The following is a 23,528-nucleotide window of genomic DNA, read 5'->3' on the forward strand; positions in this document are numbered from 1 at the left end:
CTGCTCAGCCGGTCAGGCCCTCGCTGCTCAACCAGGCGCGGTAGAGCTGGAGCGCGACGTGGGCGTCGTTGGCGGCGTAGAGCAGCTGGCGTTCGGTGAGGTTGCGGTTGGCCCAGTTGCTGGTGCCGGTCTTCTTCGATTTTTGCAGTTTCTGGCCGAAAAAATGCGCCACCGCCACCTTTGCCCCGACCGTGCCCTTGTGGCCCGGCCCGCGCAGCGTTTCGCCGAGGTCGAGGACCTTGCCGAGGGTGATGCCGAGGCGCGATTTCAGCGCGCTGCGATCGTTGCCGAGGCCGAAGCCGACTTTCAATACCGTGGCCGACTCGAGAATCGCCCGCAGCACGGTGTGGTCGCCGGCCCGGGCAATCGGGAAGAGGTAGGCATGCGTGTCGGTGGCGAGCTGAACGAGATGCGGGCCGGTCGACACTTCGCCTTTCAGGAAAGTCGGTTTCGACTCGGTATCGAAGCCGATGGCGTCGGCGGCCAGCAATGCCGCCTGTGCTTCCGCCGCCAATTCTGCCGAGACGATCAGGCGCACCCGCTCGAGCGGCAGGCCGGCGTAGAGGGGCAATTCCGCCTCGGCCAGCGCCGCCCGGCTCATCACGACATCGCTCACCCGAGCCGTCCGTTCAGCCATTGGCCGATGGCCGCGATCTCTTCCAGACAGATCGAGTGCGGCATCGGGTATTCCTGCCAGGCCACGGCGTAGCCGCGTTCAACCAGGAAATCGCGCGCCGCCCGGCCGAGCACCGGGGCCACCACGTCGTCCTGACTGCCGTGCGCGACGAATACCGGTATCGCCCGATTGGCGGCGGTCGCCTCGCGTTCGACCAAGTCGCTTGTCGGCAGGTAGGTGGACAGCGCGATCAGGCCGGCCAGCGGCGCGGGATGGGTCAGCGCCGTCGTGTAGGCGACCGCGCCGCCCTGCGAAAAGCCGGCGAGAAAGATCCGTTCGCAGGGAATGCCGCGCGCGTTCTCGCGGGCGATCAAGCGGCGGATCGCCGTCCGCGAATTGACAATGCCGGCCTCGTCGATCCGCCGGCTGGTGCTGTCCAGCGAAATGATGTCGTACCAGGCCGGCATCACGTAGCCGCCGTTGCAGGTCACCGGAATGGCCGGCGCATCGGGAAAGATGAAGCGCACACCGGGCGTCGGCGCGAGGCCCAGCTCGGGCACCACCGGCACGAAATCGGAGCCGTCGGCGCCGAGGCCATGCAGCCAGATCACCGAAAACTGCGGATTGGGCGCGGACTCCATTTCGATGGCGGGCAACAAGTCTTCCACTGAATTCTCCTCTGTCCCGATCCGGAACATTCGATTGCATTGCGGCAGAACGCCTGGCGTTCTCCAGGCGGGCTGGCCGAAGTATCCTTGGCCTTTTGACGATGAGCAAGTTTATGCGACCGCGCCGCCCGAAAGGCTTTATCGACTGGCTGAAAAGCCTGCTCCCGGCAGCGCCGCCGCCCCCTTCCGAGATCGAGCAGGCGCGCCGGCTAATTGCCGCCATCGACCGCGGCGGCATTCCGCTCAACCCGGCCAGGGTCAATGCCATCGCCCGCGACCTCGGCCTCGAGGTGGCGAAAAACGCCCCGCTCGAAGCCACCATCCAGCGTCTCCGGGCCGCCATCGAACGCGCCGACTGAGCCAACAGCACCAATATTTTCAGTGCCTTAGCGCGCTTTTGCCGGTTAACAGCGTACACTGCACTCCTCACGCAGCAGCAAGCGCCCGCCGGGCCGTTTTTCCGCCGCCCGCCCCCCAGACTCCGAACGACAAAGCTTATTCCATGCACCCAATCCATGATGTTGACGCCCTCCTATTGCTGGCCACGGCTCTTTCTTCCAAGCGGCGCCCGGCCGAGCTGGTCGAAATCATGGCGGCGATCGACCTGATCAACGACAACATTCCGGCCGAGGCCAAACTGGCCGAAGCCATCTCCCGACTCGCCGTGCACGGCCTGATCTGCAGCGTCGACGGCCGCCTGGCACTGAGTCCGGCCGCCCAGCAGATCATCGAGAACCTGCCGCGCAAGGCGCCGAACGACGAACGCCTGTTCAGCATCAAGGACCAGTTGTCGATCTATACCCCGGCGGCCCTGTGCGCCCCGGTTGTCCTGACGACCGACGAACTGCGCGCCGCCATGCTGGCCCACCGCGCAGCCGCCGCCAGCACCGCCAAGAACCTGCTGGTGCCGAAGCCGAAGCCGGAAGACAAATCGCTGCAGCGGCCCGGCCAACGCCAGCGCAAACCGATGCCGACCGGCCGCAAGCCGCTCTCGCCGGCTGCCCGCAAACGCAAGCCCTGAGCCGCACCGTGAGCGATACCGAGAACCAACAACCCGCCGCCGGGCAAGCCTTCAGCGAACTGCCCCTGACGCCGGCCATGCTGGCCAACCTGAGCCAGCTCAATTACCTGACGATGACGCCGATCCAGGCGGCCAGCCTGCCGCTGGCCCTGGCCGGGCACGACCTGATCGCCCAGGCCAAGACCGGCAGCGGCAAGACCGCCGCCTTCGCGCTGCCCCTGCTGACCAAGCTGAACACCGCGCGCTTCGCCGTGCAGGCGATGGTGCTCTGCCCGACCCGCGAACTGGCCGACCAGGTGACGCAGGAAATCCGCCGGCTGGCGCGCTTCGAAGAGAACATCAAGGTGCTCTCACTGGTCGGCGGCTCGACCCTGCGCAACCAGGCGAACAGCCTGGAAAACGGCGTCCATATCGTGGTCGGCACGCCCGGCCGGATCATGGATCACATGGAACGCGGCTACCTGAAGCTCGACGAACTGACCACGCTGGTCCTCGATGAAGCCGACCGCATGCTCGACATGGGCTTTCACGACGACATCGCCTACATCGCCAAGCGTTGCCCGGCCAAGCGCCAGACCCTGCTGTTCTCGGCCACCTATCCGGAAGGCATCGCCCAGCTGGCCAAGCAGTTCCTCAAGCAGCCGCAGGAAGTGAAGCTGCTCGAACAGCACGCCGAAAGCAAGATCCGCCAGCGCTTCTACGAGGTCAAGAACGAGGAGCGGCTGGCCGCCGTCGCCACGCTGCTCAAGCATTACCGCCCGGTCAGCACGCTGGCCTTCTGCAACACCAAGCAGCAGTGCCGCGACCTGCTCAACGTGCTGCGCGAGAACGGCATCCACGCCCTGACCCTGAACGGCGACCTGGAACAGCGCGAGCGCGACCAGGTGCTGATCCAGTTCGTCAACAACAGCGTTTCGGTGCTCGTCGCGACCGATGTCGCGGCGCGCGGCCTCGACATCGCGCAACTCGAAGCGGTGATCAACGTCGACGTGACGCCCGATCCGGAAATCCACATCCACCGCATCGGCCGCACCGGCCGCGCCGATCAGGACGGTTGGGCACTCAGCCTGTTCAGCCCGAACGACCGCCGGCGCGTCGCGGCGATTGCCGAGGTGACCGGCTGCAAGCTGGAAACGCATCAGCTCGGCGACCTGCCGGCGGCCGACGAAACGCCGCTGATCCCGCCGATGGTGACGCTGCTGATCCTCGGCGGCCGCAAGGACAAGATCCGTCCCGGCGACATCATGGGCGCCCTGGCCGGTGAAGCCGGCCTGACCCGCGAGCAGGTCGGCAAGATCACCGTCACCGATCAAACCAGCTACGTCGCCGTGGCCCGTAACGTCGCCCGCGACACCGTGCGCAAACTGGGCGCCGGCAAGATCAAGGGCAAGTCGGTCAAGGTCAGGTCGCTGTAAACCGGGAGAGGGCGGCGCCCTCTCCGCCGGCGGCACTCAGGCTAGGTCTTGCCGAGCTGTAGTGGCCGGTCGGACCGTAAATACCTGCGGGTCGTCGCCGTGCTCCAGCAACAGGCAACGCACCCGCGCCTGCCACAGGCTGCCGAATCGTTGCAATGCGGCCGCGTCGCCGCGCCCTTCGAGGCACTGGCGCATCAGCAGCGGCATTTCCGGGGCGACCGGGATGGAGCCGGCGTCGCAGGCGACATCGACCGCCAAGACGCTGTCGAGACGCGAGAAGCGCAGCTCGAGCGGAATTTCGGCAGCGAAATGCATCAGGTTCTGCCGCCCGAACTGTCCGGCCAGCCCTTTGAACCCGCCCTGCGCCGCAGCGCCGGTAAGCAGCGAAACCACACTGCCGATCACGCCGGTGACGCCGGCCTCGACGCCGCCGCGCAAATTGACGCGGATGTTGCCGCGGCATGGCAGCTCATCCGGATAGAGCACCTGCAGCGCCAGACGGGTCATGTTCCAGGCGGCGGCCACCGTCGGACAGGAGTGCCCGGCCAGCCGGATGGCATCGAGATAGCGATATTCGAAAATGCCGTCGTCACTGGCACCGAGGAAGACGGCCAGCGGATCGCGCAGCCGGATAACGGGAATTTCAGCAAAGAATGCAGGATAGGACATGATCGGCCTTGTCTCGGAGAGTGGTTCGGCGCCGTGCATTGCCGCTTGGCTTGCCTCGCCGATTAGTTGAGCAGTTTACTCAAGCAATTGATCAAGGGTTTGATCCCCGTCACAAAATCGCGGCGCGATGAACCGGGCGACCGGCCGGCTTAACGACCACCGGGCGACGCCAGTCCGACCTTCTGCAACTCTCGGTGGATGCCTGCCGCCATCTGCCGATAGCCCTCGGCGTTGGGATGGATCTGGTCGGCGCAGAGCTCGGGCCGGCTCAGGATGCCGGAAAACACGTCGCTGACGATGACCACCCGCTCCTCTTCCGCCAGCTCCTGATAGATCGGCGCGTCGGACGGCTTGCCGGCCACTACGCCGAGCAGGGATAGTTCCGGCACGGCGACCAGCACAACTTGCGCCCCGGAGGCCCTGGCGGCCTGAACGAGATGGCGCACATCCTCCTTGACCACCTTGACCGAACGGCGGCGCAGGAAGTCATTGCCGCCGATTTCGATGATCACCACGGCTGGCCGGTGCGCATCGAGCAAGGCCGGCATGCGCGCCCGGGACGCTTCGGCGGTATCGCCCGGGATGCCGGCATTCTCGACTTGCCAGCCGGTCAGCCCGGCTAGCAATGTCGGCCAGTCCTCGCCAGCCGCGGCGCCGGTCCCGAAGGTGACGCTGTCACCGAAAGCGAGGACCGTTTTGCCCGGCGGGATGGTGGGCAAGCGCGGGGCTTTGCCGCAGCCGCCGAGGACGACCGAAACGGCCAGCCAGCCAAGCAGTGCCCGGCGTTTCATCGAAACCGGGCCCGGCCTTCGCGAATCGTCAGCGGCCAATCCGCTCAAATCACCCGGCGCACACTGCCGCGGCAATATCCAGCGAACGCAGCCGGAGATCGGCATCGAAGATGTCGCAAACCAGCATCAGCTCGTCCGCCTGCGTCGCCTGGAGCAAGCCGGTCAGACCGGCGCGCACCGCTTCCGGCCCGCCGATCACCGCCGCCCCGAGAAAGTCGTCAATCGCGCGGCGCTCCTGCGGCGCCAACTGGGCCAGGAAATCTGCGACCGGTGGCGGCAGGCAACGGCGGTCGCCGCGCAGGATGCCCAGGACGCGCTGATAGGTGCTGCTCGCCAGGAACTCGGCCTCCTCGTCGGTCGGCGCGGCAATCAGCGGCACGCCGATGATGACGTAAGGTTCGGCCAGACTCGGCGACGGCCGGAATTGGCTGCGGTACAGGGCTATGGCCTGGAGCAGCTGGGCCGGCGCGAAATGCGAAGCGAAGGCATAGGGCAAGCCGCGCTCGGCCGCCAGGCGGGCCGAGAACAGGCTGGAGCCGAGCAACCAGATCGGCACCCCGGTGCCGGCGCCCGGCATCGCGACGACCCGCTGACCGGCTTGCGGCGTGCCGAGCAATTGCTGCAACTCGGCGACATCGCGCGGAAAATCCGCTTCCGTCTCGACCCGGTCGCGGCGCAGCGCCCGCATGGTCAGCTGATCGGTGCCCGGGGCGCGGCCGAGGCCGAGATCGATACGGTTCGGGTAGAGCTCGGCCAGCGTGCCGAAGGCCTCGGCGACGACGAGCGGCGCGTGGTTGGGCAGCATGACGCCGCCCGAACCGACCCGCATGTGCTTTGTGCCACCGGCGATATAGCCGACCAGAACCGCCGTGGCGGAACTGGCGATCCCCGGCATGTTGTGATGCTCGGCCAGCCAGTAGCGGGTGAAGCCGAGCGCCTCGACATGCTGCGCCGTGCGCAGCGAAATCGCCAAAGCCTCGGCAACGGTCCCGCCCTCGCGCACGGCGACGAGGTCGAGCATGGACAACTTCACATCCTGCGGATTTTTCATGGGGCCGATTGTCCTTGCTTATCGCCGTTCTGGCGTCACTTTCATGGGCGCGGCGCGCATCAATCAGCCGCCGGCTGTGCCAGGCATCGGCACAGCCGGCCCTGGCAAACTAGCCGGCAACCGGCTTCGGTTGCGGTTTCTTGCCCTTCGATTCCTTCTTCTTGTCCTTGCTTCCCATGATGCTCTCCTAGTTAGATCGTGTTTGAACCACGTAATACGCTCGCTCATCCTAGTATGGATGCCGGCTGTTGACCAGTTTTCGGACATGATCCGTCGTTGCCGGCAGTGGCGGCGGCCGGCCCGGTGGTATGCTGGCGGCCACCCAATTCAACGAGAAGCATCCATGGAGAATCTCCTTGCCGGCCTCGCCCTGGCCCTGCTGGTCGGCGCCTGTTACTTCATCTATAGCCGCTCGACCGCGGCCGCCGAAGCGACGGATGAAGGAGATCTGCAGCGCTACATGGTGGCCAACCGGGAACTGCACCTGCTGCGCATCGACCATGCCGTCTGGGACACCGCCATGCGTATCGCGCATGGCGACGAAGGCGTCGCCCGGGCCCGCTACATCCAGCTGCGGGTGCAGCAGATGAAGAACGAAGCCGCGGCGACCAAGGCCGCCCTGTAGACCAGGCTGGCGAGCGGCTGTTCGGCGCCGTCATGCGGAGCGACAGCCGCTCGCTGAATAATCCAAAAGCTCATTGACGGCCTGCTCCGTCGGCCAGAACCATCTGGCGGAAGAGCGCCGTTGCTTACCTTTAAACGCTCTTCAGCATGCTCGTGGCCACCGCTTCCGCCACCTTGATGCCATCGACCCCGGCCGACAGGATGCCGCCGGCGTAGCCGGCACCTTCGCCGGCCGGATAGAGGCCGCGCGTGTTCAGGCTCTGGAAGTCGTCGCCGCGCTTGATGCGGATCGGCGACGAGGTGCGGGTTTCGACGCCGGTCATCACCGCGTCGTCCATCGCAAAACCGCGGATCTGCTTGTCGAAGGCGGGCAGCGCTTCGCGCAGCGCAGTGACGACGAAGTCCGGCAGGCAGAGCGACAGGTCGGTCCAATGGACGCCCGGCGTGTAGGACGGCTCGACGCCACCCGGCGCGACCGACGGCCGGCCGGCGAGGAAATCGCCGACGCGCTGGGCTGGCGCCGCGTAGCTGCCGCCGCCGGCGACGAAGGCGGCCGATTCCCAGCGCCGCTGGAATTCGATGCCGGCCAGCGGATGACCGGGGTAATCGACCTCCGGCGAGATGTCGACGACGATGCCGCTGTTGGCGTTGCGTTCGGCGCGCGAATACTGGCTCATGCCGTTGGTCACGACGCGGCCGGGTTCCGAGGTGGCGGCGACCACCGTGCCGCCCGGGCACATGCAGAAGCTGTAGGCGGTGCGGCCGTTGGCGCAGTGATGAACCAGCTTGTAGTCGGCGGCGCCGAGCAGCGGGTGGCCGGCCGCCGGGCCGAAGCGGGCGCGGTCGATCAGCGACTGTGGGTGTTCGATGCGGACGCCGATCGAGAACGGCTTGGCCTCGATATAGACACCATGGTCGAACAGCATCTGGAAGGTGTCGCGAGCACTGTGCCCGACGGCCAGCACGACATGGTCAGTGGCGATGCGCTCGCCGCCGGCCAGCACGACGCCACGCACCTGACCGTTGCCGTCGGCATCGCGGTCAATGTCGATTTCCTCGACCTTGCTGCCGAAACGCACTTCGCCGCCCAGTTCGAAAATATTGGCGCGCATCTTCTCGACCATGCTGACCAGCCGGAAGGTGCCGATATGCGGCTTGTTCACATAGAGGATTTCCTCCGGCGCCCCGGCCTTGACGAATTCCTCCAGCACCTTGCGACCGTGGTGCAGCGGGTCCTTGATCTGGCTGTACAGCTTGCCGTCGGAAAAAGTGCCGGCGCCGCCCTCGCCGAACTGCACGTTGGAATCGGGATTCAGCTTGCCCTGGCGCCACAGGCCCCAGGTGTCCTTGGTCCGCTCGCGCACCGCCTTGCCGCGTTCGAGAATGATCGGGCGAAAGCCCATCTGGGCGAGCAGCAGCCCGGCGAACAGGCCGCACGGGCCGGTGCCGATGACCACCGGACGCGCCGCCAGGTCGGCCGGCGCGTGGGCGACGAAACGGTAGGTGGTGTCCGGCCTCGGCATGACGTTGCGCAGGTCCGCCAGGCGGGCGAGCAGCGCCGCCTCGTCACGCACTTCGACGTCGAGCGCGTAGATCAGCGCGATCGCCGTTTTTTTCCGCGCATCGCAACTGCGGCGGTAGATCGAATAGTTGACCACGTCGCCCGCCGCGACGCCCAAGCGCTGGCAGATGGCGGCAAGGATCTCGCCAGGGGCGTGATCGAGCGGGAGCTTTACTTCATTCAGTCTCAACATGCGAACAGATCCGGAAACCCCGGTGGCAACGGCACCACGACGGCGGCAAGCCGACTATTCTACCCGCTCGAAAACTTCCGGCCCGGCCGGCCGCCAAAACGGGGGCCGGCAGCCGGCTCAGGCATTCGCTGCCGGCGCGCTCGCCCAGAGCACCCGGCCGGTCGCCCCGAGATGGCAGAGATAGGCGCGCAGATCGAACTCCAGCTGGTGGTAGTCGGGTTCCATGTAGCGGCACAGCTGGTAGAAGGCCTTGTCGTGGTCGCCTTCCTTGAGATGGGCGATTTCATGGACCACGATCATCCGCAGGAACTCCGGCGGCATCTCCCGGAATACCGTGGCGACGCGGATCTCGCGCTTGGCCTTGAGCTTGCCGCCCTGCACCCGGGCAATATTGGTATGCGTGCCCAGCGCGTTGCGGAGCACCTGCAGCTTGCTGTCGAAAGCCACCTTGCTGACCAGCCCGACATTGCGCAGATACTCGCCCTTGATCTGCTGGACATAGTCGTAGAGCGCCTTGTCGGTGCGCACCGTGTGGGCCACCGGGTAGCGCTGCAACAGCACCTCGGCCAGACGGTCCTCGGCGATCAGGCGGTGTACCGGCTCGACCAGCGTCGGCGGATAACCGGCCAGATAGTTCGCGGGAGCTTTCGGCTGCATGCCCGCCGCCTACTCGTCGCCGCCGCGTCGCCCGGCCTTGATCGCGGCGCGCCTGCCCTTGCTCTCCAGACGCCGCTTGACCGAGCCACGGGTCGGCTTAGTCGGCCGGCGCGTCCGTGGCAGCACGGCGACGCTGGCGACCAGCAGTTCGAGGCGACGCAGCGCCTCGGCGCGGTTCTTCTCGAGACTGCGGAACTCCTGCGCCTTGATCACCACCACGCCGTCCTTGGTGATCCGCTGGTCACCAAGCTGCAGCAGACGCTGGCGAATCTCCTCCGGCAGCGACGAAGTGGCGATGGCGAAACGCAGGTGCACGGCATTCGACACCTTGTTGACGTTCTGCCCACCCGCCCCCTGGGCGCGGATCGCGGTGATTTCAATCTCTTCGGGCGGGATGGCGATGACGGGACGCATGCGGGCAAGTCGGAATTCAGTGAAGGGCGAGTGTAGACGAGGCTCGGGTTGTTACTGGAGCGGCGGCCGGCGCATGCTGCCCGGCCCACGCGGCACACTGGAGCAACGCGCTCTTGTACGGCGACTCGGCGAGCGGCGCGATGGCTGCGCTGGCCAGTGCGCTTTCCTCGCCGGCCAATTTTTCGGCCGCCCCGCTCACTGGGCCGGCCGGTTCGCGCCAGACCTGATAGGCGGAGCCCAGATGCAGGCCGTAAGCCGCCAGCATCTGCTCGACAGCCAGCGACGCGGCGGCGATGATCGCCGCGCACTGGCTGGCCGCCTCGAAAAGCTTGGCCGAGCGGGCGCGCAGTATCGCGATATGGCGCGCCAGATCCTGTTCCGGACTGGCCGGCTCGGTCAGGTGCATGACCTCGCCTTCGGCAATCATCGTCGTCGCGTCCGACAAGACCTGCATCAGGCGCATGTCGCCGATATCGACGATGATCCGGAAAGCCCCGGTGTACAGCAGATCGCCGAGCAGAATGTTGCCGGCGTTGCCGAGCAGGCTGGCGTTCTCGCTTGCCGCAGCGGCCCCGCCGGCGAGTTCATCGACCGCGTGATGCAGGACCAGCGAGCCATGAATCAGCTCGATGGCCGCCGCCAGTGCATGACGATGCGGCCCGGCGTAGCCGAGGGCGCCAGCCGTCAGCAGGGTGAGGGCCGGGCGGATGCGGAATTCGCCGGAATCGATGATCAATTCGACGGCGTGGCGAATCAGCACGACGTCCTGGTTCATGTATTTCCGGATGACCTCGTCGACCTGGGCGAAGTCGTCGCGGATCAAGGTGTCAAGTGCGGCAGGCAGCGTCACGATCAGCTCACCGCCAGCATTTCGACAGCCTGATTGCTGTCGAGCGCCGCCACCCATTGATGAATGTGCTCGGCGACGGCCTGCCAATTGCTGTCGATCGGCAGCATATGGCCGGCCCCCGGAATGCGAATGACCTCGGCCTGCCAGGGCAGCGCGGTGAAGAACAGCTGGGAGGAGGGAAAGATCGCGTCGGCCTCGCCACCGATCACCAGTGCCGGCAACTTGCGGCGCCGGACCGGCGGCCGGGCGAGCAGCATGGCCATTTCCATCACCGCCCGCTGCGACTCGGGGCCGACCGTCGGCAGGAAGCGCAGCACCTCGTCGCCGGTCGCCTCCGACGAAAAGTAGATCTTCGCCATCAGATCGTTGTTTTCCTCGGAGATGACGCCGCTGATGACCTCTTCGAGCGCATCGAAATAGGTCGGGAAACGCATTGCCAGTTGCGTCGCGCTACTCCCGGTGCCGGTGGACGGGACCGGCGAGAGAAAAATCGCCGCCCGGGCGGTCCCTTTTTCGAGATAACGCTGGGTCGCCAGAGAGCCCATCGAGTGGCCGATGATGGTGACCGGCTCGCCGATCAGGCGCACCGCGCAGGCAATATCCTCGGCGTAATCGTCGATGCCGAACTCATCGAGACGCTCCTGGCCGGCACTGCCCCCGTGGCCCGACAAATCGACTGCGAAGCAGTCGTAGCCGTGGCGCTGGAAGTAGGGAATGAAATTGAATTCCCAGTAGGAAGAGTGGGTGTAGGCGCCGTGCACGAACAGCAGGGCGCCCCGACCGGCGTGGGCGGTGGCCGGGTGACGATGGACTTGGATGTGGTGACGGGGCATGGGGACTCGATAGCGAAAAGTGGGGTGAGGGTAAGGCAAACGGCCGGCAGCGGTGCACAACATTGATCAAGGAACGCTAATCGGGCGCCTGGCCGCTGACGGCAATGACATAAGAAAGCGGCACTGGAACATCCTTGAGCTCGGAAACCGTTGTCTGCTGGCAGATGATCTTCTTCTGAATCACCTTGTTGTGTTCGATGACCAGACCGCTGCTTTTGCCGCCCACGCTGAAGACGACGAAACTGGTCTGGTCCATCGTGAAGCGCAGGTAGCGGCCGAGCGTACCGGCCAGGTAAACATTTCCCCTGGTCACATCCTGGCGCGGGTAACGAGCTTCCGGCCAGGCGATCATTTCATTGCTGCCCGGGGAACCATAACGAAACTGCACGTAACCGGCCTTCGGAGCGAGATCGCGGGCGGCGCAGATCGATACCAGACGCGCCTTGGTCGTACACGCGAACAGCACCTTCTCGTCGGCCCGGCACAGACTCTGTTCGGCCTGGGCCTGGGCCGTCGCTGGCCCGGCACAAGCCAGGCCGGCGATGGCCAGGCAGGACATGCGCAGCGCCAGGGATGAAAAAGGGGGGCAGGCAAACATCGGTGCCGGTCGTTCAACGTGGGGAAGACAAGCATTATGGCGCAAGGCGCAAAACAGCAGGCGCAAAAAAAGCCGGCACGCGGCCGGCTCTTCTCGGTAACGACCGTTTATTTGGCCGCGTCAGCTTCGCATTTCTTGATGAAAGCCGTCTTGGCTGCGCCGGCCAGCGGCTTACCGCTCTTGCTGACGGCCTTGCCGGCACAGTCGGACGGCGCAGCAGCGGCACCGCCTTCGCACTTCTTGATGTAAGCGGTCTTGGCGGCGCCAGCCAGCGGCTTGCCGCTCTTGCTGACGGCCTTCGCTTCGCAGTTACCGGCGGCAGGCGCCGCAGCAGCCGCCGGAGCGGCCGGGCTGGCCGGCGTTGCCGGGGCCTGGGCGTAGGCCATGTTTACCGCAAACAGTGCAACCAGGGCTGAGGCAAAAAATTTGTTCATCGCAGGTATCTCCTTTGGTATCAGGCATGCCGCCTTAAGCACTCAACGTTCGATGGACCGATGCGTTGACGCTGGAATAATAATCCGGAATCGGCTGAACGCTAGGCTGCCCGCTTCTGTTCGGCCGCCGCCGCTTCGCGCGAGCGCTTGGCTTCGTCGAGCAGATAGCGTTGATAGTCGTCGAGATCGCCGTCGAACGGTTCGATGCCGCCGCGCGAAACCAGCCAGAATTCGTCGCACACGGCGCGCAGCAGCGAGCGGTCGTGGCTGACCAGCATGACGGTGCCTTCGAACTCGTTGAGGGCGACGCTGAGCGCTTCGCGGGTGGACAGATCGAGGTGGTTGGTCGGCTCGTCCATGAGCAGCAGGTTCGGCCGTTGCCAGACCAGCATGCACAGCACCAGCCGGGCCTTTTCGCCACCGCTCATGGTGCCGACCGCCTGCTTGACCATCTCGCCGCTGAAATTGAAGGTGCCGAGGAAGTTGCGCAACTCCTGCTCGCGACCGGGCACGTTGCCCTTGCCGGAAGCGATGGCTTCCTTGGCCAGGCGGACCATGTGTTCGAGCGGCGTGTCCTGCGGGCGCAGCACGTCGAGTTCCTGCTGGGCGAAGTAGCCGATGCTCAGCCCCTTGCCTTCGGTCACTTCGCCGCTGATCGGCTGTAGGTCACGGGCAATGGTCTTGACCAGCGTGGACTTGCCCTGGCCGTTGGCGCCGAGGATGCCGATACGCTGGCCGGCATGCACCGAGCGGTTGATATTGCGCACGATGACGGTCGGCGGCGTGCCGGCCGGCGCATCTTCGGCCGGCGGATAGCCGATGACGGTATCGACCATCGACAACATCGGGTTGGGCAGGTTGGCCGGTTCCTGGAATTCGAAAGTGAATTCGGCATCGGCCAGCACCGGGGCGATCTTTTCCATCCGCTCCAGCGCCTTGACCCGGCTCTGCGCCTGCTTGGCCTTGCTGGCCTTGGCCTTGAAGCGGGTGATGAAGGACTGCAGGTGGGCGATCTTGTCGGCCTGCTTGGCCATCGTCGCCTGCTGCAGCAGCATCTGTTCGGCGCGCATGTCTTCGAACTTGCTGTAGTTGCCGCCGTAGCGGACCAGCTTGGCGTGGTCGATATGCAGCGTCACCTGGGTAATGGCGTCGAGGAATTCGCGGTCGTGGCTGATCATCACCAGCGTGCCGGGATAACGCTTGAGCCAGGCTTCGAGCCAGACCAGCGCGTCGAGGTCCAAGTGGTTGGTCGGTTCGTCGAGCAGCAGGATGTCGGACGGGCACATCAGGGCGCGGGCCAGTTGCAGGCGCATCCGCCAGCCGCCGGAGAAGCTGTTGACCGGGTTGGCCAGTTCCGAGACCTTGAAGCCGAGGCCGAGAATCAGCGCCTGGGCGCGCGCTTCGGCGTCGTGTTCGCCGGCATCGTGCAGCGCCATGTAGGCTTCGGCCATGCGCATGCCGTCGTCGCTGGCTTCGGCGTCGTGCACCTCGTTGCGGGCGGCGAGCAGCGTGGTGTCGCCGTCGATCACGAAGTCGGTCGCGCTCTGCTCGGTTTCCGGCATGTCCTGCGCCACCTGCCCCATCCGCCACTGGCTGGGGATCGAGTAGTCGCCGCCGTCTTCATGCAGCGTGCCGTTGAGCAGGCCGAACAGGGTCGATTTGCCGGCGCCATTGCGGCCGACCAGGCCGACTTTTTCACCGGGGTTGATGGTGACGGAGGTCTTGTCCAGCAGCACCTTGTTACCGCGGCGCAGCGTGACATTCTTCAGGATAATCATGAGCAAAACTTTCGGGGAGGTCGAGCATGATAGCCACCCCGGCGTGCTGCTCCTATTACTATTTGCCGATCGGCGAAGCGCCACGGATGTTCTGTTGTGCGGCGCACCAATCAAAACCGCAAAACAGGCCGCCCGGCGGTTTATCGCCGGGCGGCGCGGACCGTCATTCCGTTTTTTTCGTTCTCGGCGTCTCGGTATCGGCTATCGAATGCCCTTCCTCGGCCGCCGCGCGCAGCCACCAGCAGAGATCGCCGCCCTGCACCGGGGTCGGGATCATCTGGTTCCATTGCCAGCGAAATACCGGGCCGAAGGCGACGTAGCGCGCCAATACGTCACCTTGCGGCGTGACGCCGAAAAACGGCCAGCCGGAGGTGATCGCGTTCTGTATCTGTGTCTCAGTCATGGCCAGACTCCTTCCTTGACGGGTTGAAAAAATCCCCCTCGGGCGAACCGCTGATCCCCGCTGTCACCATGAACCTTTTCCGCTGGCGGATCAATGCTGCACGGCATCATTCCGCGGCCGGTTTGCGCCGCAGGACGTAGAGGTAGAGCGACTCGACGCGCTCGCGCGCCCACGGCGTGCGGCGGAGAAACTTCAGGCTGGAGGAAATGCTCGGATCGTGGGTGAAGCAGCGGATCTCGATCTCCCGGCCGAGCGCCTCCCAGCCGTAATGGGCGACCAGTTCGTTAAGGATGGCTTCCAGCGTGACGCCGTGCAGCGGGTTCTTCGGTTGTGCCGTGGTCATCGGATGGCCTCTTTAGGGGGGAGCAGCCGGACGCGCTGCTCCAGGCAGTCGTAATCGCCGGCCTGGTAATCGCGGCAGATGTCGGGCCGGTATTCGTAGATGGTGCACAACATGGTCTGCCGATCGAGCGCCGCGCACCAGCCATCGTCGAGGAGCTTCATGACCCAGCCGCCCCATTCGTTCTGGGCGGTCAGTTCGTCCGGCACGTCGGCGTCGCCGATCAGCATGACTTCCAGCCGGCAGCAGCAGGCCCGGCAGGTGGCGCAGGTGATCTCCGGCGATTCGGCGGCGCTCAAAACAGGCCCTCGAAGAGCTGGACCTCGACGCTGTCGCCGGCCTGCACGCCGGCACAGTCTTCCGGCAACACGACGAAACAGTTGGCTTCGGCCATCGACCGCAACATGCCCGAGCCCTGGCTGGCGGTGGTTCTGACCTGCCAGCGGCCGTCCACCGCGGCCACTGCGCCGCGCAGGTATTCGCGCCGGCCGGGCTGCTTCTTGATCGCATTGGCCGCCGGCACGGTGAGCAGCGGCCGCTCGGGGAGCGGGTCGCAGCCTGCCAGGCGGAGCAGCGCATCGAGCGCGAACTGGGTATAGCTGACCAGCGTCGCCACCGGGTTGCCGGGCAGGCCGAACAGCCAGGCCTCGCCGACCTTGCCGAAGGCCATCGGCCGGCCGGGCTTGACATCCAGCTTCCAGAACTTGACCTCGCCGACCCTGGCGAGAATTTCCCGGACGAAATCGGCTTCGCCGACCGAGACGCCACCGGTGGTGATGATCGCGTCGGCCATCCGGGCCGCTTCGCGCAGCGTCGCCTCAAGGGCTTCCGGCCGGTCCGCCACGACGCCCAGGTCGATGATCTCGGCACCGAGGCGGGCGAGCAGGCCGTGCAGGGTGTAGCGGTTGCTGTCGTAGATTTGCCCCGGGGCCAGCGCCGTGCCGAGCGCCGTCAGTTCGTCGCCGGTCGAGAAGAAGGCGACGCGCAGCCGCCGCTTGACGGCGACATCGACCAGGCCGAGCGAGGCGAGCAACCCGAGTTCGGCCGGACCGATGCGCCGGCCGGCGGCCAGGGCGACCGCGCCCCGCGCCAGATCCTCGCCGGCCCGGCGGATGTTCTGGCCGCTGCGCTGACCGGCCGGAACGACCACCCCATTGGCCTCGACGCGTGTCACTTCCTGGACGACCACGGCATCGGCACCAGCCGGCAGCACGCCGCCGGTCATGATGCGCACCGCCTGCCCCGGCCCGACTGAACCGGCAAAGGCATGGCCGGCAAAGGAGGAGCCGACCACCGTCAGCTTGCTATCACCGGCGCCGGCCAGGCTGGCGCAGCTGACCGCGTAGCCGTCCATCGCCGAGTTGTCGTGGGGCGGCACGTCATGCGGCGCAATGATGTCGGCGGCCAGGATGCGGCCGAGGGCGCTGCGCAGCGCCACGAATTCGTGCCCGGCGATCGGCACGACTTCGGCCAGCAGGCGCGCCCGGGCTTCGGCAGCGGACAGGGAACGATGGTCTTGAGCGGTCATGACGGGCAAATTTCCGGGGGAATCAAGGTTTGAAGGCAATACGCAAGGGCTGGCCGGCATGGGCCGGAGCGCGCACCACGCATGGCTCGGGCAGGATAACACTGGCCGGGCGGGTGGCTATAATGCCGCACGCGGTCTGTGTACCGCAGCGAAAAGGTGGCGCTTCGGCGCTTGGTAAGCTGCCGTGACATCCGCACGGTGGCGGTTGCTGTAGAAATCGGAGCTTTATATGACCCTGTCCACCGTGCGCCGCCTGGCGCTCAAGGGGGCGCTGGCCTGCGCCTTTGCCGCAACCTCGGCCGGCGCGGCCGACGCCGTCCTGCGCGTTTCGGCCATCCCCGATGAGGCGCCGACCGAACTGCAACGCAAGTTCGCGCCGCTCGGCAAATATCTCGAAGCGCAGACCGGCATGAAAGTCGTGTTCACCCCGGTTTCCGACTACGCCGCCGTCGTCGAATCGCTGGCCACCAAGAAGATCGATCTCGCCTGGCTCGGCGGCTTCACCTTCGTGCAGGCCAGGATCCGCACCAACGGCACGGCCATCCCTATCGTCCAGCGCGAGGAAGATGCAAAATTCACTTCCAAGTTCATCACCGCCGATCCGGCGATCAAGACACTCGCCGACCTGAAAGGCAAGACCTTCGCCTTCGGCGCCCCGTCCTCGACCTCGGGCAGCCTGATGCCGCGCTTCTTCCTGCTGCAGGCCGGCCTGAATCCGGAAAAGGACTTCAAGAACGTCGCCTTCTCCGGCGCCCATGACGCCACCGTCGCCTTCGTCGCGGCCGGCAAGGCCGAAGCCGGTGTGTTGAACGCCTCGGTCTGGGACAAGCTGGTCGAACAGAAGAAAGTCGATACCGACAAGGTCCGCGTCTTCGCCACCACGCCGCCCTATTTCGACTACAACTGGACGGTGCGCGGCGATCTCGACCCGGCACTGATCAAGAAGCTGACCGACGCCTTCCTCAAGCTCGACCCGGCCAATCCGGAACACAAGGAAATCCTCGGCCTGCAACGCGCCGCGAAGTTCATCCCGACCCGCAAGGAAAACTACGACGGCATCGAAAAGGCAGCCCAGGCGGCCGGCCTGCTGAAGTGAGCCTGGCGCTCGACGGCGTCGGGCTGACCCACGCCAACGGCTTCACGGCGCTGGCCGGAATTACGCTCAAGGCCGATCAGGGCGAACATATCGCCCTGATCGGCCCGTCCGGCGCCGGCAAGACTTCGCTGATTTCCGTACTCGGCACGGCGCTGGCGCCGACCACGGGCCAGGCGCGGGTGCTCGGTACGCGGCTCGAGGCCGGGGCGACCACGCCGGGCAAGGCACTGCGCCGGCGCATCGGCACCGTCCATCAGGCACCGCCGATCCCGGCCCGGCAACGCGTCGTCACCGCCGTGCTGGCCGGCAAGCTCGGCCAATGGCCAGCCTGGAAAGCGCTGGCATCGCTGCTTTACCCGCTCGATGTGGCCGGTGCCCGGGCCGCGCTCGGTCGCGTCGATCTGGCCGACAAGCTGTTCGCCCGCTGCGACCAGCTGTCCGGCGGCCAGTTGCAGCGCGTCGGCATCGCCCGCGTGCTCTACCAGCAAGCCGATCTGATCCTGGCCGACGAGCCGGTTTCGGCGCTCGATCCGGCCCTCGCCCTGGCCACCATCCGCCTGCTGATAGCAGAAGCCACGGCGCGCGGCGCGACGCTGGTGGCCAGCCTGCATGCGGTCGACCTGGCCGTCGGCAACTTTTCGCGCATCGTCGGTATCAAGACCGGGGGAATCGCCTTCGACCTGCCGGCCGGCGAAGTGACGGTGCCCTTGCTGCACGAGCTGTACGCCAGCGAGGGCGAAGAACTGCCGGTCCAGGCGCACGAACCGCATTTCCTTTTGCAAACGACCGCCAGCGACGCGGCGAACCGGGCGGCATGCTGCTGAATCGCGCTGACCGCGACCCGGCCGTCGGTAGTCGCCTGACCGGCGCCATCGTCGCGCTGCTCGTTCTCTGGCCGCTGTTCCACAGCGCCGAAGTCAAACCCGGCGCGCTGTTCGACCCCGCCAACCTGAAAGTCATCGGCCACTTCCTGGCCGGCTTCCTGCCGCCGGAGACCGGCGCCGAGTTCCTCGGCCATCTCGGCCGGGCGACGCTGGAAACGCTGGCCATCGCCACGGCCGGCATGGCGTTGGCCTGGGCCATCGCGGTCCCGCTGGCCTATCTGGCGAGCGCCGCCGGCCGCGAGCGGCCGACCCTGAACCCGCTGACCCGCGGTCTGCTGACCATCTTGCGCGGCATCCCGGAACTGGTCTGGGCGCTGCTTTTCGTCCGCGTCTTCGGCCTCGGCCCGGCGGCCGGCGTACTGGCCCTCGGCCTGACCTACGGCGGCATGCTGGCCAAGGTCTATGCCGAAATTCTCGAATCGGCTGATGCCGCACCGGCCCTGGCCCTCCGCCACAACGGCGCGAGCCGGCCGCTGGCCATCCTCTACGGCCTGCTTCCGCAGGCCTCAAAGGAACTCGCCTCATACACCGTGTACCGCTGGGAATGCGCCATCCGGGCCTCGGTGGTGATGGGCTTCGTCGGCGCCGGCGGTCTCGGCCAGTTGATGGACCAGGCGATGAAGATGCTGAACGGCGGCGAAGCGGCCTCCATCCTGCTCACTTTCATGCTCCTGGTGTTCGCCGCCGACGGCATGTCCGGCTGGCTGCGCCGGGCCCTCGACACCTCGCCGGCCGCCCGGCCGTCGCCCTTCGGCTGGCGCAGCAGCGGCCTGCTGCTCGGGCTGATGGCGGCGATCATCGCCAGCTTCGGCCTGCTCGATATCGGCTTCGCCGCGTTGTTCACCGGGGAAGCGGCCGACAGCATCGGCGCCTTCGTCGGCGAATTCTTCCCGCCCGACCTGTCCGCCGGGTGGCTGACCAAGGTCGGGCGCGGCATCTGGGAAACCTTGGCCATCTCGGTGGTCGGCACACTGCTCGCGGCACTGGCCGGCCTGTTGCTGGCCCTGCCGAAATGGCGGGCGCCGTTCAGTTTCCTGCTCAATACGCTGCGCTCGGTGCCGGAACTGGTCTGGGCGACGATCACCGCGCTGGCTGTCGGCCTCGGCCCGTTCGCCGGCGCCCTGGCGCTGGCCCTGCACACCACCGGGGTGCTCGGCCGGCTCTATGCCGAAGCCCTCGCCAACGCCCCCGCCACCCCCGGCAACGCGCTCCGGCTGGCCGGCGCGCCGGGCGGCCTGGCTTTCCTCTACGGCACGCTGCCCGGCGCCGCGCCGCAATTGATCGCCTATACGCTGTACCGCTGGGAGATGAACATCCGCATGGCGGCCATCCTCGGTTTTGTCGGAGCCGGCGGCCTCGGCCAACTGCTATATTTCGAGCTGTCGCTTTTTCACCATGCCCAGGCGTCGACCGTGATCATCGCCATGCTGGCATTGTCGATCGCCGTCGACCAGGCCAGCGCCTGGCTGCGCCAACGCATGCATTAACCCGGAGACCTTCCCATGCAGAACATCCTGATCATCATCCACGCCGCCCCGTATGGCAGCGAGCGCTGCCTGTCCGCCCTGCGCCTGGCTACCGCGCTGGCCGGCAACGACGCGAAGCCGGCCGTCCGTATTTTCCTGATGTCCGACGCCACGGTGCTCGGCCTACCCAATCAGATCGACGGCGCCGGCAACGGCCTGCAAGGCATGGTCGAGCAGCTGGTCGCCCAGGGCGTCGAGATCCGCCTCTGCCGGACCTGCGCCCTGGCCCGCGGCCTCGGCGAGCTGCCGCTGATTGCCGGCACCGCCATCGGCACGCTGGTCGAGCTGGCCGATGCGACGCTGGCGGCCGACAAGGTGATTACTTTCTAGGCCACCAAGCGGGACATTTTGTCCGGCAAAACCCGGAGCGAGACAAAATGTCCCATGGCAATTGCCCTGCACCAGAGGGCGATTGCCAATTGCTCAATGACTTACGCTCTGTGGCATGGTCGTTGCGGTATTCTTCCCTTGCGACATGGCGTCGCAATCAGGAGGAAAACACAATGAACATGAATAGGCGGCAGTTCTTCAGGGTCTGCTCCGCCGGGCTAGGGGGGTCGTCCATCGCACTGATGGGATTCTCACCGACCGCAGCCCTCGCGGAAGTACGCACCTTCAAGCTCGCCCGCGCCATCGAAACGCGCAATACCTGCCCGTATTGCTCGGTGGCCTGCGGCGTCCTGATGTATTCGATTGGCGACAAGTCGAAAAACGTCCATCAGGAAATCATCCATATCGAAGGCGACCCGGACAATCCGGTCAATCGCGGCTCGCTCTGCCCGAAGGGCGCCGGCCTGCTCGATTTCGTCCATAGCCCGAACCGCCTCAAGCACCCGGAAGTGCGCGAAGCCGGCAGCAATGAATGGAAGCGCATCTCCTGGGATGAAGCCTTTACCCGCATCGCGACCCTGATGAAGGAAGACCGCGACGCCAACTTCATCGCCAAGAATGCCGACGGCGTCACCGTCAATCGCTGGCTGAGCACCGGTTTTCTCGCCGCCTCGGCCTCCAGCAACGAATCCGGATACATCACCCACAAGGTCGTTCGATCGACCGGGATGATCGCCTTCGACAACCAGGCGCGTGTTTGACACGGTCCGACGGTAGCCAGTCTGGCTCCGACATTTGGCCGTGGCGCAATGACCAACCACTGGGTCGACATCAAGAACGCCGATGTCGTGCTGGTGATGGGTGGTAACGCCGCAGAAGCACACCCGGTAGGATTCAAGTGGGTTATTGAAGCGAAGAAGCAGAACAAGGCGAAACTCCTCGTCGTCGACCCGCGTTTCACGCGCTCGGCCTCGGTCGCCGATTTCTACGCGCCCATCCGTACCGGCACCGACATCGCCTTCCTCGGCGGCGTCATCAATTACCTGTTGACCAACGACAAGATTCATCACGAATACGTCAAGGCCTACACCGACTTCACCTTCCTGGTGAATGGCGACTACGCCTTCGATAACGGCCTATTCTCCGGCTACAACGCCGAAAAGCGCAATTACGACAAAGCCAGCTGGTCCTACCAGAAGGGCGAGGACGGCTACGTCAAGACCGATCCGACGCTGCAGGATCCGCGTTGCGTCTTTCAGCTGATGAAGCAGCACTACAGCCGCTATACGCCGGAGATGGTGGAAAAGATCTGCGGCACGCCAAAGGACGCCTTCCTCAAGGTGGCCGAAATAATGGCCTCGACCGCCGGTGGCGAGCGGACCATGACCATCCTGTACGCGCTGGGCTGGACCCAGCACTCGCAGGGTTCGCAGATGATCCGCACCGGGGCCATGGTGCAGTTGCTGCTCGGCAATATCGGCATGGCCGGCGGCGGCATGAACGCGCTACGCGGTCACTCGAACATCCAGGGCCTGACCGATCTTGGCCTGATGTCCAACTTGCTGCCGGGTTACATGACCCTGCCCGGCGAGAAGGAAACGGACTATGCCGAGTACATCGCCAAGCGGGCACCCAAGCCGCTGCGTCCGAACCAGATGTCGTACTTGCAGAACTACGAGAAGTTCCACGTCAGCCTGATGAAAGCCTGGTTCGGCGACGCCGCGACCAAGGAAAACAACTGGGGCTTCGACATGCTGCCCAAGCTGGACAAGATACATGACGTGCTGATGGTGATGGACGACATGTACCAGGGCAAGATGACCGGCTACTTCTGCCAGGGCTTCAATCCGCTCGCCTCGTTCCCGAACAAGGCCAAGCTGGGTGTGGCGATGGCCAAGCTCAAGTACATGGTCATCATCGATCCGCTGGCCACCGAGACTTCCGAGTTCTGGAAGAATTACGGCGAGTACAACGACGTCGATCCGAGCCAGATCCAGACCACGGTGTTCCGTCTGCCGTCGTCGTGCTTTGCCGAAGAAGATGGTTCATTGGTCAGCTCCAGTCGCCTGCTGCAATGGCACTGGAAGGGTGCCGAGCCACCCGGCGAAGCCAAGACCGACCCGGCGATCATGGCCGGCATCTTCATGAAGCTCAAGGCCATGTACAAGGAAAAGGGCGGCGCCTATCCGGATGCCATCCTCAACCTGACCTGGGGCTACAAGGATCCGCACGAGCCTTCAGCGGAAGAAGTCGCCAAGGAGTACAACGGCAAGGCGCTGGTCGACCTCTACGATCCGAAAGACCCGAGCAAGCTGCTGCGCAAGGCCGGCGAACAACTGGACAGTTTTGCCCAGTTGCGCGACGACGGCACGACGACCAGCGGCTGCTGGATTTTCAGCGGGGCGTGGACGCAGGCCGGCAACAACATGGCGCGCCGTGACAACAGCGATCCGTGGGGCAATGGTCAGACCCTGAACTGGGCCTGGGCCTGGCCGGTCAATCGCCGCATCCTCTACAACCGGGCCTCGGCTGATCCGAGCGGCAAGCCGTTCAATCCGAAGAAAAAGCAGATCTGGTGGAACGGTACGGCGTGGACCGGTTCGGACATTCCCGACTTCAAAGGGGACTCCAATCCGGCCGATGGTATGGGACCGTTCATCATGAACCCGGAGGGCATCGCCCGCTTCTTCGCCGTCGACAAGATGGCCGAAGGGCCGTTCCCCGAGCATTACGAGCCGTTTGAAACGCCGATCGGCACCAACCCGATGAACAGCAACCCCAAGGCCATCAGCAATCCGGCCGCCCGGGTGTTCAAGGGTGATATGGAAGTGTTCGGCAATGCCAAGGACTTCCCGTATGCCGCGACGACCTACCGCCTGACCGAGCATTTCCACTACTGGACCAAGCACTGCAAGATCAATGCGGTCCTGCAGCCGGAACAGTTCGTCGAAATCGGCGAGGAACTGGCCAAGGAAAAGGGCATCGCCAGTGGCGACAAGGTCAAGGTGCGCTCCAACCGGGGCTTCATCAAAGCCGTGGCGGTGGTCACCAAGCGGATCAAGGGGCTGGATGTGAACGGTCAGCGCGTGCATCACGTCGGCATTCCCATTCACTGGGGCTTCAAGGGCGTGGCGCGGATGGGCTTCCTGTCCAACACGCTGACGCCGTTCGTCGGTGATGCGAACTCGCAGACGCCGGAGTTCAAGTCCTTTCTCGTCAACATCGAGAAGATCTAAGGGAGAACTGTT

The 23,528-nt window shown here is 65.5% G+C and carries 26 protein-coding genes; 9 read left to right on the forward strand and 17 right to left on the reverse strand.

All coding sequences use genetic code 11. The features are described 5' to 3' along the window. Window positions 1-4 precede the first annotated feature (4 nt). Entirely contained in the window at window positions 5-637 is a 633-nt protein-coding gene (locus tag KI611_RS20420; protein ID WP_226417482.1) for a 3'-5' exonuclease, read from the reverse strand. Continuing rightward, a complete protein-coding gene (locus tag KI611_RS20425; RefSeq protein ID WP_226419957.1) occupies window positions 613-1,257 on the reverse strand; it encodes an alpha/beta hydrolase in 645 nt (214 codons plus the stop codon). The genes KI611_RS20420 and KI611_RS20425 overlap by 25 nt, the downstream gene beginning before the upstream one ends. Window positions 1,258-1,397: 140 nt before the next feature. Here KI611_RS20425 and KI611_RS20430 point away from each other — a divergent pair, with 140 nt between their 5' ends. The 3 genes from KI611_RS20430 (at window position 1,398) to dbpA (ending at window position 3,720) form a co-directional block, all read left to right on the forward strand. After that, window positions 1,398-1,643 carry a hypothetical protein gene (locus tag KI611_RS20430; protein WP_226417483.1) on the forward strand — a complete coding sequence of 82 codons (246 nt, stop codon included), beginning with the start codon at window positions 1,398-1,400 and terminating at the stop codon, window positions 1,641-1,643. A 143-nt stretch (window positions 1,644-1,786) separates the two neighbouring features. Beyond that, on the forward strand, window positions 1,787-2,305 hold the full coding sequence (locus KI611_RS20435) for a hypothetical protein (RefSeq protein WP_226417484.1): 519 nt from the start codon (window positions 1,787-1,789) through the stop codon (window positions 2,303-2,305). A gap of 8 nt (window positions 2,306-2,313) precedes the next feature. Then, complete coding sequence (dbpA, locus tag KI611_RS20440; RefSeq protein ID WP_226417485.1) at window positions 2,314-3,720, forward strand: ATP-dependent RNA helicase DbpA; 1,407 nt, start codon at window positions 2,314-2,316, stop codon at window positions 3,718-3,720. A 36-nt stretch (window positions 3,721-3,756) separates the two neighbouring features. On the opposite strand, the gene KI611_RS20445 is transcribed toward dbpA, so the two are convergent. The 3 genes from KI611_RS20445 to KI611_RS20455 form a co-directional block, all read right to left on the reverse strand. Beyond that, complete coding sequence (locus KI611_RS20445) at window positions 3,757-4,389, reverse strand: hypothetical protein (RefSeq protein WP_226417486.1); 633 nt, start codon at window positions 4,387-4,389, stop codon at window positions 3,757-3,759. A 149-nt stretch (window positions 4,390-4,538) separates the two neighbouring features. Continuing rightward, window positions 4,539-5,180 carry a GDSL-type esterase/lipase family protein gene (locus tag KI611_RS20450; RefSeq protein WP_226417487.1) on the reverse strand — a complete coding sequence of 214 codons (642 nt, stop codon included), beginning with the start codon at window positions 5,178-5,180 and terminating at the stop codon, window positions 4,539-4,541. A gap of 49 nt (window positions 5,181-5,229) precedes the next feature. Then, window positions 5,230-6,231: an LLM class flavin-dependent oxidoreductase gene (locus tag KI611_RS20455; protein WP_226417488.1), complete on the reverse strand. Its 1,002-nt coding sequence runs from the start codon at window positions 6,229-6,231 to the stop codon at window positions 5,230-5,232. A gap of 343 nt (window positions 6,232-6,574) precedes the next feature. Here KI611_RS20455 and KI611_RS20460 point away from each other — a divergent pair, with 343 nt between their 5' ends. After that, the gene (locus KI611_RS20460) at window positions 6,575-6,856 is read left to right on the forward strand and encodes a hypothetical protein (protein WP_226417489.1); all 282 of its coding nucleotides are present in this window, start codon (window positions 6,575-6,577) and stop codon (window positions 6,854-6,856) included. Between the two features lie 130 nt (window positions 6,857-6,986). Here KI611_RS20460 and KI611_RS20465 read toward each other — a convergent pair whose 3' ends face one another. The 12 genes from KI611_RS20465 to glp all read right to left on the reverse strand — a co-directional run bounded on the left by KI611_RS20465 (window position 6,987) and on the right by glp (window position 16,444). Further along, window positions 6,987-8,609 (reverse strand): NAD(P)/FAD-dependent oxidoreductase, encoded by a 1,623-nt coding sequence (locus KI611_RS20465; RefSeq protein ID WP_226417490.1) that lies wholly within the window; start codon window positions 8,607-8,609, stop codon window positions 6,987-6,989. A gap of 117 nt (window positions 8,610-8,726) precedes the next feature. Then, window positions 8,727-9,266 (reverse strand): M48 family metallopeptidase, encoded by a 540-nt coding sequence (locus KI611_RS20470; protein WP_226417491.1) that lies wholly within the window; start codon window positions 9,264-9,266, stop codon window positions 8,727-8,729. Between the two features lie 9 nt (window positions 9,267-9,275). Beyond that, window positions 9,276-9,680, reverse strand: a complete 405-nt coding sequence (gene arfB, locus KI611_RS20475; RefSeq protein ID WP_226417492.1) for an alternative ribosome rescue aminoacyl-tRNA hydrolase ArfB — start codon at window positions 9,678-9,680, stop codon at window positions 9,276-9,278. Between the two features lie 16 nt (window positions 9,681-9,696). Continuing rightward, window positions 9,697-10,530, reverse strand: a complete 834-nt coding sequence (locus KI611_RS20480; RefSeq protein ID WP_226417493.1) for a polyprenyl synthetase family protein — start codon at window positions 10,528-10,530, stop codon at window positions 9,697-9,699. 2 nt (window positions 10,531-10,532) lie between these two features. Beyond that, window positions 10,533-11,363: an alpha/beta hydrolase gene (locus KI611_RS20485; RefSeq protein ID WP_226417494.1), complete on the reverse strand. Its 831-nt coding sequence runs from the start codon at window positions 11,361-11,363 to the stop codon at window positions 10,533-10,535. 76 nt (window positions 11,364-11,439) lie between these two features. Then, the gene (locus KI611_RS20490; RefSeq protein ID WP_226417495.1) at window positions 11,440-11,961 is read right to left on the reverse strand and encodes a hypothetical protein; all 522 of its coding nucleotides are present in this window, start codon (window positions 11,959-11,961) and stop codon (window positions 11,440-11,442) included. Window positions 11,962-12,068: 107 nt separating this feature from the next. Then, a complete protein-coding gene (locus KI611_RS20495) occupies window positions 12,069-12,395 on the reverse strand; it encodes a hypothetical protein (protein ID WP_226417496.1) in 327 nt (108 codons plus the stop codon). Between the two features lie 101 nt (window positions 12,396-12,496). After that, a complete protein-coding gene (locus KI611_RS20500) occupies window positions 12,497-14,173 on the reverse strand; it encodes an ABC-F family ATP-binding cassette domain-containing protein (protein ID WP_226417497.1) in 1,677 nt (558 codons plus the stop codon). A gap of 163 nt (window positions 14,174-14,336) precedes the next feature. Then, on the reverse strand, window positions 14,337-14,576 hold the full coding sequence (locus KI611_RS20505) for a hypothetical protein (protein ID WP_226417498.1): 240 nt from the start codon (window positions 14,574-14,576) through the stop codon (window positions 14,337-14,339). 106 nt (window positions 14,577-14,682) lie between these two features. After that, on the reverse strand, window positions 14,683-14,919 hold the full coding sequence (locus tag KI611_RS20510; protein ID WP_226417499.1) for a VF530 family DNA-binding protein: 237 nt from the start codon (window positions 14,917-14,919) through the stop codon (window positions 14,683-14,685). Next, window positions 14,916-15,215, reverse strand: a complete 300-nt coding sequence (locus tag KI611_RS20515; RefSeq protein WP_226417500.1) for a YkgJ family cysteine cluster protein — start codon at window positions 15,213-15,215, stop codon at window positions 14,916-14,918. The genes KI611_RS20510 and KI611_RS20515 overlap by 4 nt, the downstream gene beginning before the upstream one ends. Beyond that, window positions 15,212-16,444 carry a gephyrin-like molybdotransferase Glp gene (glp, locus tag KI611_RS20520; protein WP_226417501.1) on the reverse strand — a complete coding sequence of 411 codons (1,233 nt, stop codon included), beginning with the start codon at window positions 16,442-16,444 and terminating at the stop codon, window positions 15,212-15,214. The genes KI611_RS20515 and glp overlap by 4 nt, the downstream gene beginning before the upstream one ends. A gap of 229 nt (window positions 16,445-16,673) precedes the next feature. Between glp and KI611_RS20525 the strand changes: the two genes are divergently transcribed. The 5 genes from KI611_RS20525 (at window position 16,674) to fdnG (ending at window position 23,516) form a co-directional block, all read left to right on the forward strand. Continuing rightward, window positions 16,674-17,540 (forward strand): putative selenate ABC transporter substrate-binding protein, encoded by an 867-nt coding sequence (locus tag KI611_RS20525; protein WP_226417502.1) that lies wholly within the window; start codon window positions 16,674-16,676, stop codon window positions 17,538-17,540. Continuing rightward, window positions 17,537-18,364 (forward strand): phosphonate ABC transporter ATP-binding protein, encoded by an 828-nt coding sequence (locus KI611_RS20530; protein ID WP_226417503.1) that lies wholly within the window; start codon window positions 17,537-17,539, stop codon window positions 18,362-18,364. Before KI611_RS20525 ends, KI611_RS20530 begins: the two co-directional genes overlap by 4 nt. Then, entirely contained in the window at window positions 18,355-19,911 is a 1,557-nt protein-coding gene (phnE, locus tag KI611_RS20535; protein WP_226417504.1) for a phosphonate ABC transporter, permease protein PhnE, read from the forward strand. Before KI611_RS20530 ends, phnE begins: the two co-directional genes overlap by 10 nt. 15 nt (window positions 19,912-19,926) lie before the next feature. Further along, window positions 19,927-20,280: a DsrE/DsrF/TusD sulfur relay family protein gene (locus tag KI611_RS20540; RefSeq protein WP_226417505.1), complete on the forward strand. Its 354-nt coding sequence runs from the start codon at window positions 19,927-19,929 to the stop codon at window positions 20,278-20,280. 173 nt (window positions 20,281-20,453) lie between these two features. Then, window positions 20,454-23,516 (forward strand): formate dehydrogenase-N subunit alpha, encoded by a 3,063-nt coding sequence (gene fdnG / locus KI611_RS20545; protein WP_226417506.1) that lies wholly within the window; start codon window positions 20,454-20,456, stop codon window positions 23,514-23,516. Window positions 23,517-23,528: the final 12 nt, after the last annotated feature.

Origin of the sequence: Dechloromonas denitrificans (genome assembly GCF_020510685.1) — a bacterium.
Taxonomy (GTDB): Bacteria; Pseudomonadota; Gammaproteobacteria; order Burkholderiales; family Rhodocyclaceae; genus Azonexus; species Azonexus denitrificans_A.

Excerpts from the sequence above, each read along its gene's own strand:
- KI611_RS20430 (WP_226417483.1), top strand. The coding sequence starts at position 1,398 with ATGCGACCGCGCCGCCCGAAAGGCTTTATCGACTGGCTGAAAAGCCTG.
- KI611_RS20495 (WP_226417496.1), bottom strand. The coding sequence starts at position 12,395 with ATGAACAAATTTTTTGCCTCAGCCCTGGTTGCACTGTTTGCGGTAAAC.
- glp (WP_226417501.1), bottom strand. The coding sequence starts at position 16,444 with ATGACCGCTCAAGACCATCGTTCCCTGTCCGCTGCCGAAGCCCGGGCG.
- KI611_RS20470 (WP_226417491.1), bottom strand. The coding sequence starts at position 9,266 with ATGCAGCCGAAAGCTCCCGCGAACTATCTGGCCGGTTATCCGCCGACG.
- KI611_RS20485 (WP_226417494.1), bottom strand. The coding sequence starts at position 11,363 with ATGCCCCGTCACCACATCCAAGTCCATCGTCACCCGGCCACCGCCCAC.
- KI611_RS20435 (WP_226417484.1), top strand. The coding sequence starts at position 1,787 with ATGCACCCAATCCATGATGTTGACGCCCTCCTATTGCTGGCCACGGCT.
- KI611_RS20445 (WP_226417486.1), bottom strand. The coding sequence starts at position 4,389 with ATGTCCTATCCTGCATTCTTTGCTGAAATTCCCGTTATCCGGCTGCGC.
- arfB (WP_226417492.1), bottom strand. The coding sequence starts at position 9,680 with ATGCGTCCCGTCATCGCCATCCCGCCCGAAGAGATTGAAATCACCGCG.
- phnE (WP_226417504.1), top strand. The coding sequence starts at position 18,355 with ATGCTGCTGAATCGCGCTGACCGCGACCCGGCCGTCGGTAGTCGCCTG.
- KI611_RS20460 (WP_226417489.1), top strand. The coding sequence starts at position 6,575 with ATGGAGAATCTCCTTGCCGGCCTCGCCCTGGCCCTGCTGGTCGGCGCC.
- KI611_RS20540 (WP_226417505.1), top strand. The coding sequence starts at position 19,927 with ATGCAGAACATCCTGATCATCATCCACGCCGCCCCGTATGGCAGCGAG.
- KI611_RS20510 (WP_226417499.1), bottom strand. The coding sequence starts at position 14,919 with ATGACCACGGCACAACCGAAGAACCCGCTGCACGGCGTCACGCTGGAA.
- KI611_RS20450 (WP_226417487.1), bottom strand. The coding sequence starts at position 5,180 with ATGAAACGCCGGGCACTGCTTGGCTGGCTGGCCGTTTCGGTCGTCCTC.
- KI611_RS20455 (WP_226417488.1), bottom strand. The coding sequence starts at position 6,231 with ATGAAAAATCCGCAGGATGTGAAGTTGTCCATGCTCGACCTCGTCGCC.
- KI611_RS20420 (WP_226417482.1), bottom strand. The coding sequence starts at position 637 with ATGGCTGAACGGACGGCTCGGGTGAGCGATGTCGTGATGAGCCGGGCG.
- KI611_RS20505 (WP_226417498.1), bottom strand. The coding sequence starts at position 14,576 with ATGACTGAGACACAGATACAGAACGCGATCACCTCCGGCTGGCCGTTT.
- KI611_RS20425 (WP_226419957.1), bottom strand. The coding sequence starts at position 1,257 with ATGGAGTCCGCGCCCAATCCGCAGTTTTCGGTGATCTGGCTGCATGGC.
- KI611_RS20490 (WP_226417495.1), bottom strand. The coding sequence starts at position 11,961 with ATGTTTGCCTGCCCCCCTTTTTCATCCCTGGCGCTGCGCATGTCCTGC.
- KI611_RS20500 (WP_226417497.1), bottom strand. The coding sequence starts at position 14,173 with ATGATTATCCTGAAGAATGTCACGCTGCGCCGCGGTAACAAGGTGCTG.
- KI611_RS20465 (WP_226417490.1), bottom strand. The coding sequence starts at position 8,609 with ATGTTGAGACTGAATGAAGTAAAGCTCCCGCTCGATCACGCCCCTGGC.
- KI611_RS20525 (WP_226417502.1), top strand. The coding sequence starts at position 16,674 with ATGACCCTGTCCACCGTGCGCCGCCTGGCGCTCAAGGGGGCGCTGGCC.